The sequence below is a fragment of the Butyrivibrio sp. genome (genome assembly GCF_017433805.1).
Lineage (GTDB): Bacteria > Bacillota > Clostridia > Lachnospirales > Lachnospiraceae > Butyrivibrio.
On the sequence record NZ_JAFRGN010000051.1, the window covers coordinates 23541 to 32386 of the forward strand.

The following is an 8846-nucleotide window of genomic DNA, read 5'->3' on the forward strand; positions in this document are numbered from 1 at the left end:
GACTCACATTAGTGAGTCTCTTTTTGCGTTACGATATTTTATAAAATTTTTATTTATATGATGGACAATTTGTGGACTTAATCGTTTAAACTATTTTTATAACATACGAGTTTCTTATGAGGAGGGAAATTATAATATGTTCAGAAAAATCTATTCTAGAGTAATGTCAGTAGCAATTGTTGGGGCTATGGCCATGGCTGTGTGCACAGGCTGTGGAAGTAAAGTCGATGAAACAGTAGAGATCAATTTAGAGGAAGTTCCTCATGCTGATACTGTAGACGTGGCTTTTGATGATGACCTTGCAGTAGAATCAACAGATGAAATCTACTACGATGCAAATGGTTGGAGCCTTAGGTATGATCCAAATGTTATAGCAGTAAACGCTGGTGGCCCAATGTCAACATTCGTTTACACAGGCGACTGTGCTGGAACCTGCATGATGACATCCACATACGATGTCGGTATGGATGCTGAGACAGCAGCAGAGGAGCTCGCAAAGAGCTGGGGCGAAGAGGCTAAGGTTACAGAGTGTATCTTCCCTGGAACAGCAGATGTAAGTGGCTACTACGTATACTTACCACCAATGGAAGGTGGCTTAGGACTTGTCCAGGATGCTTTCGTAAGAGACTACATGGACGGCTACCTTACACTTGAGTTCACAATCCACAACTGTGGTGATGACTCCATCGACATCCCTGTATCAGATGCCTTCGCTTACATGGTGGACACACTCCAGTTCTAAATAAACATCCCAAAAACTTCCAAAAACTCCCAAAGAAGTCTACCACCCGGTAGACTTCTATTTTTTACGCACCAATCCCACCCCCGCCTTCTACAACCTCCTTCCCCGCCCACACCTCAGGACAAGGCGATGTTCAATGAAGATTTTTTCGTCTGTGTAAGTGAGGTTTATTCATGAGCCTTCAGAAGGCGGCAATAAGAATTCTGTCACGGGTCAACATGTCTGAGCATCCAAGGCAGCCTTTCGCCTCCCACCAATTCCCCTTGCTCGTCACTGACAAATGCAGATTTTCTCAGATGTTTCCGCAGCTTTTCTTTTAATACGCATGCTCAACTGCAACTCGCAGGACGGAATCAAGGTTAAAAAGAAAATGCCATAGCTCGCAAAGCGAGCGCTTATAAAAATGAGAAATCAATCTTCCAAGCTAGCTTGAAGGAGTTGATTTCTCATTTTTAATAGGTGCTACGCACCGTATGGCATTTTCTATGATATATTTTTGCTCCGTCCTGCTTCAGACATCGTTTCGCATGCGCGGGAAAAGCTGCCATGGAAACATTAGAAAAGCGCATTTGCCATCTAAGACTCGCCGTGGAAAATTGGATGGATCGGCTACGGCTGTTGTGGGTGCGAGTTTTGACCCGTAGAATTCTTAGCCGCTTTCCGAAGGCCATGAATATCCGAAACTGGAGGCGACGAAAAAATCTTTATGAACGAGCAAAGTTCCTGGGGTGAGGGCGGGGAGGAGCGCGGGACTACGAATGGTGGGAGTTGGTGCAAAAAAGCGTTGTCGGGGCTTGGGAAGATGGGGTATTGTAGATATATGACGACTTTTTGTTGGACAGGTAGTGATAATCTAATTATGAATTAATATAGAAGAGAATTGCGATTATGTTTAATTTTATGGAAGATCCAAATGCACAAACTCTTATGGCGCTTTATATATCACTGCTGATGCAGCTAGTTGGTGTGGCGCTTGCGGTTCTGGTTGATCCGTATATTAAGAGAGAAAATAGGATAAGAATATATACCATTGTTGTCATAGTTACGTACTTGCTCTTTGAACCTTATGTTACGGAGACGTACGGCCCGGCTCTGTTTGGAAGCCACGGTGTTTTGTGGTACACCTTCCATTCCAGCTTTAGCTATATTATGAGAACGGTGGTGCTATATCTTTTCATAGGCCTTAGCGGTAATACATGGGGCAAGAATATACTCCGTGCGATACTGGTGATAAATGCATTCTTTTGCTGCAGCGCATTTTTTGTCCCATGGGTATTCGTGTTCAATGAAAACTATGGATGGCACAGAGGACCGCTTGGTTTTATACCTTTTGTAGCAAGCTTTATATTGGTTTTGTGGCTTGTTGTGGGCTCGGTGATCCGATTCAGAGGTATTAAGAGAAGAGAAAGTAGTATTCCAGTTATTATTTCAATATTTGTTGTCGGCGCAGTATTAGGGGATGTTGAGATGGGTTTTAGCCCAATGGTATCTTTTCTGAATGTTGCAATGACCGGAAGTACCGTATTTTTCTACATCTGGATGCACCTTCAGTTTGTAAGAGAGCATGAGAAAGCAATAAGAGCCGAGCAGAGAATCAAGATCATGATGTCTCAGATTCAGCCACACTTTCTTTTCAATGCCCTGTCTACTATTCAGGCTCTTACAGAGACTGACCCTGAGAGAGCATCCAAGGTTATTGAGGAGTTTGCTACCTATCTCAGGCAGAACATCAGCTCTCTTAATCAGGATTCCATGATTCCTGTGAGTAAAGAGATTGAGCATACCAAGACGTATTCGGATATCGAGGAGGTTCGCTTCCCATCTATCAAGATCGAATATGATATTGAGGATGATGAATTCCTGATTCCACCGCTTACAATTCAGCCTATGGTTGAGAACGCCATCCGTCACGGCGTCAGAGGCAAAAAACATGGTTGGGTATGCGTCAATATCTATCGCGAGGGCGATATGCATGTTATATCGATCCGCGACAATGGTAAGGGCTTTGATGTTAACCAGATGATTGAAGATACCAAAAATGGTGATCACATCGGAATCAAAAACGTAAGAGACAGGATAAAAGAGATGACGGGAGGAACTTTCTCCATAGAAAGTGTGATTGGAGAGGGTACATCCATTACGATCAGAATTCCAGCGTGATTTAGAGGAGTAGTATGAACGCTATATGTGTAGATGATGAGGAGCTGATTCTTGCAAGAACAGTTTCCCTTGTAAAAAAAACTGAGAAATTTGATAAGGTAGAATCCTTTTCCGAGCCATCAGAGGCGATAGCTTATCTTGATAAAACAGCTGTTGATCTGGCTCTTTTGGATATTGATATGCCACAGATGGGCGGCCTTGAACTGGCTAATAATCTAAAGAAAAAGAATCCGGATATAAAGATCATTTTTTTGACTGGTTATTCTGAGTACGCGGTAGATGCCTACGCAATGCATGCTACTGGATATCTGCTCAAACCAGTTGGCTTTGATAAGCTCCAGTCTGAGATTGAATATGCGCTTTCATCCGGTATTCAGGCAAGTGCAGCCTCAGCAGAAGCCAGCATCCAGAGTAGTCCTAAGGTTAAGGTAGAGACCTTTGGATATTTCAATATTCTGGTTGGTGACAGACTTGTAGTATTTAAGCGTAATAAGGCAAAAGAGCTTATTGCGTGCCTTGTGGATCGTCGTGGACAGTATGTTTCAAGAAAAGATGTCTTCTACATTCTGTGGGAAGATGATGATTACGACAGAGCTAAGCAGAAATATCTTGATACCATAATTAGAAGCCTTAAGGATACGCTTGAGGAATATGGTATCTCAGAAATCTTTGAATCAGAGAGTGGTATGATGCGTGTTGTACCTGAGAAATTTGATTGTGATCTGTATCGTTTCCTTGATAATGATGAGGCTGCGATAGCAAGTTTCAGAGGAGAGTATATGAGCTCATACTCCTGGGCAAGCGAGACAGAGGGCTATCTTACTGATAGAGAATAAGGAAACTGTTAATTAGGACAATTTTTTGAAAAAACAAAAATTGTCCTAATTTTGTGTAGACGATTTGTAGGACATCGCATGATATTCTGAATAAGCAATAACAAATTATGAGGGGTTATGTTATAGAAAGTGAGGAATGTGTTATGAAAGTATGGGCGCATAGTTGGAAAACTTACATGTTAGCAGTATCTGCTACAATGACGATGACAATGGCATCTATCATGCTATTGGCATATGCCGTGCTCTTCATGACCTAATTCCTTCTATAACAATGAGAAAATCTGGTGTGTGACAAAAGCCTCAAGGAAATTATTCCTTGAGGCTTTTGTGCATCAAAAAAAGCTGCTGACGGGAATCGAACCCGTGACCTCCGCACTACCAATGCGACGCACTACCGACTGTGCTACAACAGCTTGAACTCCTTGGAGTCACAAATGATATTATAGCAACCGCGCAACCTTCTTGTCAATCGCATTTTGTAGGAAGTAAATGATTGAAATTGACAAGGAAATTGCGCAAAATTTTATTGTAATCATAGAAATAGGGGGATAGAATCAAAGATATAGTCATAGTTTTTTTACTATAGATGGGGTGAATTTATGAAAAAGAATAATAGGAAGTGGAAGTATCCCAGGACACGATTGCAGTGGCTTTGGGATAACATGGAAGGCAACAGATTCATCTATGTTTGCGCAGTGTTGGGCACAGTTGTTTATAATATGATGCAACTGACAGTGCCTTTTTTTTCTGGCAAAATTGTCGATGAATTCTTAACTGGAGAGGGTGCAAGGCAGAATATGGCGCAACATCCAGACCAGTTCTTTAAACTCCTGGCACTCATGGTAGGACTTACTATTCTGCGATGCATTATTGTGTATCTGGACTGTATGGCCTATGAGCATGTTTCTCAGGGAGTTCTCTTTAGAGTACGTAATTTCCTGTATAACAAGATCCAGAGACAGGACATGAAGTTCTACAGTACCTATAGGACTGGTGACCTTATGACAAGAGTTACCGGTGACCTTGATGCTGTAAGACACATGGTTGCCTGGGTTATCAGAATGGTAGTGGAGGCTTTTTCACTGGTTACTGCTACAGCTATCTATTTCATTTTCATGGACTGGAAGCTGGCATTTAACCTTTTAATTGTTGCGCCTCTCATCTTCCTTATCATCTACGTGTTCAAGCTCCTTGTAGCTCCCATGCACGCACTTCTTCGTGAAAAGCTTGCATATATGAACACAGTAGCTCAGGAGAATATTGCAGGTAACAGAGTTGTTAAGGCCTTTGCAAGAGAAGACTACGAAATAGAGAAGTTCGATGACTGCAACTCTGATTACAGAGATACCAACAAAAAGACAGCACGAATCTGGCTTCGTTTCTATCCATTCGTAGAAACTCTTGCCAACCTCCTTTCAGTTATTCTGCTGCTTGTAGGTGGTCTTTTCCTTATTCATGGCGATATGACAATGGGTGAGTATGTTTCTTTCTCAGGTCTTATCTGGGCTATCGCTAACCCTATGAGACAGCTTGGTAACGTCATGAATGAGTTCCAGAGATTCTCTGCAGCATCTGCCAAGGTTATGGAGATTTACTACTCTGAGCCTGAGATTGTGGATGCTCCTGACGCTGTTGATATGCCAGAGAGATTTAAGGGTGAGGTTGAGTTTAAGAATGTTTCATTCCAGTACGCGGATGCCAAGCTCCCTGTTCTTGAACATATCTCTTTTACCGCCAAACCAGGACAGACTATCGCCATCATGGGTGAGACGGGCTGTGGTAAAACTTCGCTTATCCACCTGATCCCAAGGTTCTATGAGCCTACAGAGGGCGAGATTCTCATAGATGGAGTTAACGTCAATAAGTTAAAGCTCAATCAGCTCCGCAAGAACATCGGTCTTGCGACTCAGGACGTGCTCCTGTATTCAGATACAATCGATGGCAACATTGCTTATGGTGACAGCAACATCAGTAAGGAAGAGGTTGTGCGCTTTGCCAAGTATTCTGCAGCATCTGACTTTATTGCCAAGATGCCTGAAGGGTACGACACTATCGTTGGAGAAAGAGGCGTTGGCCTTTCTGGTGGTCAGAAGCAGAGAATTTCTCTTGCAAGGGCGCTGGCCGTAAGACCATCAATCCTGATCCTCGATGATACAACCTCCGCAGTTGACCTTGAGACGGAAAAAGAGATCCAGGATAGCTTAAGACACCTTGATTTCCCATGTACCAAGATCATCATCGCTCAGCGTATCTCAACAACCAAGGATGCTGACCAGATTCTCATCATGCAGCACGGCGAGATAAAAGAGCGCGGAACACATGAAGAACTTATCAAGCTTGGCGGATACTATGCTGAGCTGGTTAAATTACAGGCAGGTGCGTGAGAAAGGAGATAAATCATGGCAAGAAGAAATACATATAAAGAAGACGAAATCCTTGAAGAGCCTTTTGACCTGCGCCACCTGTTAAGAGCATGGGTGTATATCAAAAAGCACGCAGGCAAAATGGTACTGGCACTTGTACTGTCAGCTCTTGGCGGAGCTGCGGCCCTTGCCAGTCCTATGATCGTGCAGAAGGCTTTGGATGAAGCTATACCAAACGGCGATGTTAACATGCTATACAAACTTGTTGTAGCTGTATCATGCTTTTATATCGTAAGTGTGATCTTCACAACTATTCGTTCACACATAATGATAAATGTCAGCCAGAATATAATTTATCAGATCAGGTCAGATCTTTTTAAACATTTACAGAAGCTCCCATTCCAGTATTACGACGACAGACCACAGGGTAAGATTCTCGTAAGAGTTGTTAACTACGTTAACTCCGTTTCAGATATGCTCAGTAACGGTCTTATCAACGTTGTACTGGAGATCATCAACCTGGTATTCATCGTGATATTCATGTTTGCAGTGGATGTGAGTCTTAGCCTTGTTGTTCTGGCAGGTGTACCATTCCTTATGGTATTCATGTTCTGGATCAAGAATAAGCAGAGAAAAGCATGGCAGGCAGTATCTAACAAGAACTCCAACCTTAATGCTTATCTTCAGGAGAACATTGTTGGAGCCAGAATTACTCAGATATTCGCAAGAGAAGATGAGAACGCAGAGATTTTCAAGACTCTTTCCGGCAACTGCAGGAAGACCTGGATGACTGCTGTAGGCTACAGTACACTTGTATGGCCTGGAATCGACACCATTTCAGTCCTTGTAAGAGGCGCAATCTTCCTCTTTGGCCTCTTTATCTTTTCACAGGGAAGCGAGACTCTTGGAACTATCGTAGCTATTTCCAGTTACGCATCAAGATTCTGGCAGCCTATTATGAACCTTGGTAACATCTTCAACGGCTTTATCAACAACATGGCTTATCTTGAGAGAATTTTTGAGACTATGGACGAGAAGGTTACTGTAGATGACGAGCCTGATGCCACAGAGATGCCTAAGATTACTGGTGAAGTTACCTTTGAGAACGTTTCTTTCTCCTACGAGAAGGGAAAAGAAATCCTTCATAACGTATCCTTTAGTGTTAAGCCAGGCGAGAGCGTTGCCCTTGTAGGACCAACTGGAGCAGGTAAGAGTACTATCGTAAGCCTTATTTCCAGATTCTATAATGTAGATAGCGGACGAATCCTCATAGATGGGCAGGATATTTCCAAGGTTACCCTTAAATCCCTCCGCTCGCAGATGGGAATCATGCTTCAGGACAGCTTTATTTTCTCTGGAACCATCGAGGACAATATCAGATATGGTAAGCTCGATGCCACAGAAGCTGAGATCAGGCGCGCCAGCAAGACAGTTTGTGCCCATAGCTTTATAAAAGGCATGCAGGATGGATATAGAACAGAGGTAAAAGAGAGAGGTGCCCTTCTTTCACAGGGACAGAAACAGCTCATTTCCTTTGCCAGAACTCTTTTGTCAGATCCTTCAATCCTCGTACTGGATGAGGCCACATCAAGTATCGATGTTCAGACAGAAAAAGCTCTTCAACAGGGACTTGATGCCATGTTGACAGGCAGAACGAGCTTTATCATAGCCCACAGACTTTCTACTATCACCAAGTGTGACAAGATCATGTATATCAATGATGGTGGAATAACAGAGTGTGGAAGTCATGCAGAGCTCATGGCCAAGAAGGGTGATTATTATCATTTGTATACTGCTCAGATCGATGGACTGGAAGTTGGTTGATTTTTAGTTTCCAACCTGTGGAAGGTGAGTGAAACAAAGTTGTGAAAAAGCCGCATTTAGAGCCGGATTTCATAATTTGTTCACACTTTCTTCACAAGAATTTTGTATTATCTTCAGTATGAAAATTTACGATATTCCACAGGCAAGTAAAATAACCATTAATTTGGTTCATAACAATGAGAGTAGAACTGTTGAGACTACTGTACTTACTCGCTATGGTGAGGGAGTATTGATTACACCGGTACAGGTTGATGGCCAGCTTATTGATTTTTGTGATAGAGCTCATTTCGAATACGTAGAGTCATATACAAATATCAAGCACATCTTCCAGGTTGATGATATTACCAAAGTTGATTTTTCAGGATCTGAGTTCCATGTAGTTAATGGAAAAGAGGTTATTTCATCAAGCAACAGGAGAAGAGCAGAGAGATACGAAACTGAGGTTATGTGTAGTGCAGTTATCAATGACACTACCAGAATCAGTGCAGTACTTACAGATATTTCCATGAGAGGCTTTTCTTTGATGGTCGGATATTTCTACGGATTAAGCGTAGGTGACAAGATCAGGATTGAGTTCTTCAAGGATTTCAAGAGTATCAAGATTGTAATTCAGGGAGTAGTAGTCAGAAACTTCTTTATGGATGGTAACCTGGCAGCAGGTTGTGCCATAGAACACATTGATCCTCGCGGACTTGCTTTTGTCCTTGAGAGGAAACAGGCTCATGAAAAAGAGCTTGAGAAAGATAAAGAAGCTAAGAAAAATAAAGTAACAGCATAAATAATAACATTTAAAATGCCCAGCCATTTGGCTGGGCATTATTTTTATTATTCTACTGTAACAACCTTAGCAAGGTTACGTGGCTTATCAACATCGTAGCCCTTAGCAGAAGATGTGTAGTAAGCAATGAGCTGCATAACAAC

6 protein-coding genes and 1 tRNA gene are annotated in these 8846 nt (G+C 42.3%); 6 read left to right on the plus strand and 1 reads right to left on the minus strand.

The window, feature by feature from the left end; translation table 11 throughout:
- Positions 1-136: 136 nt before the first annotated feature.
- From IJI01_RS12730 to IJI01_RS12740, 3 genes are all read left to right on the plus strand, one after another.
- Complete coding sequence (locus tag IJI01_RS12730; protein ID WP_292191012.1) at positions 137-742, plus strand: hypothetical protein; 606 nt, start codon at positions 137-139, stop codon at positions 740-742.
- Between the two features lie 888 nt (positions 743-1630).
- Positions 1631-2902: a sensor histidine kinase gene (locus tag IJI01_RS12735; RefSeq protein WP_292191015.1), complete on the plus strand. Its 1272-nt coding sequence runs from the start codon at positions 1631-1633 to the stop codon at positions 2900-2902.
- A gap of 14 nt (positions 2903-2916) precedes the next feature.
- Positions 2917-3738: a response regulator gene (locus tag IJI01_RS12740; protein WP_292191025.1), complete on the plus strand. Its 822-nt coding sequence runs from the start codon at positions 2917-2919 to the stop codon at positions 3736-3738.
- Between the two features lie 340 nt (positions 3739-4078).
- On the opposite strand, the gene IJI01_RS12745 is transcribed toward IJI01_RS12740, so the two are convergent.
- Positions 4079-4151, minus strand: a tRNA-Thr gene (locus IJI01_RS12745).
- 186 nt (positions 4152-4337) lie between these two features.
- Here IJI01_RS12745 and IJI01_RS12750 point away from each other — a divergent pair.
- The 3 genes from IJI01_RS12750 (at position 4338) to IJI01_RS12760 (ending at position 8703) form a co-directional block, all read left to right on the plus strand.
- On the plus strand, positions 4338-6122 hold the full coding sequence (locus tag IJI01_RS12750) for an ABC transporter ATP-binding protein (protein WP_292191028.1): 1785 nt from the start codon (positions 4338-4340) through the stop codon (positions 6120-6122).
- Between the two features lie 15 nt (positions 6123-6137).
- Positions 6138-7925, plus strand: a complete 1788-nt coding sequence (locus IJI01_RS12755) for an ABC transporter ATP-binding protein (RefSeq protein WP_292191030.1) — start codon at positions 6138-6140, stop codon at positions 7923-7925.
- A 229-nt stretch (positions 7926-8154) separates the two neighbouring features.
- On the plus strand, positions 8155-8703 hold the full coding sequence (locus tag IJI01_RS12760) for a PilZ domain-containing protein (RefSeq protein WP_292191033.1): 549 nt from the start codon (positions 8155-8157) through the stop codon (positions 8701-8703).
- The last annotated feature ends 143 nt before the right edge of the window (positions 8704-8846 follow it).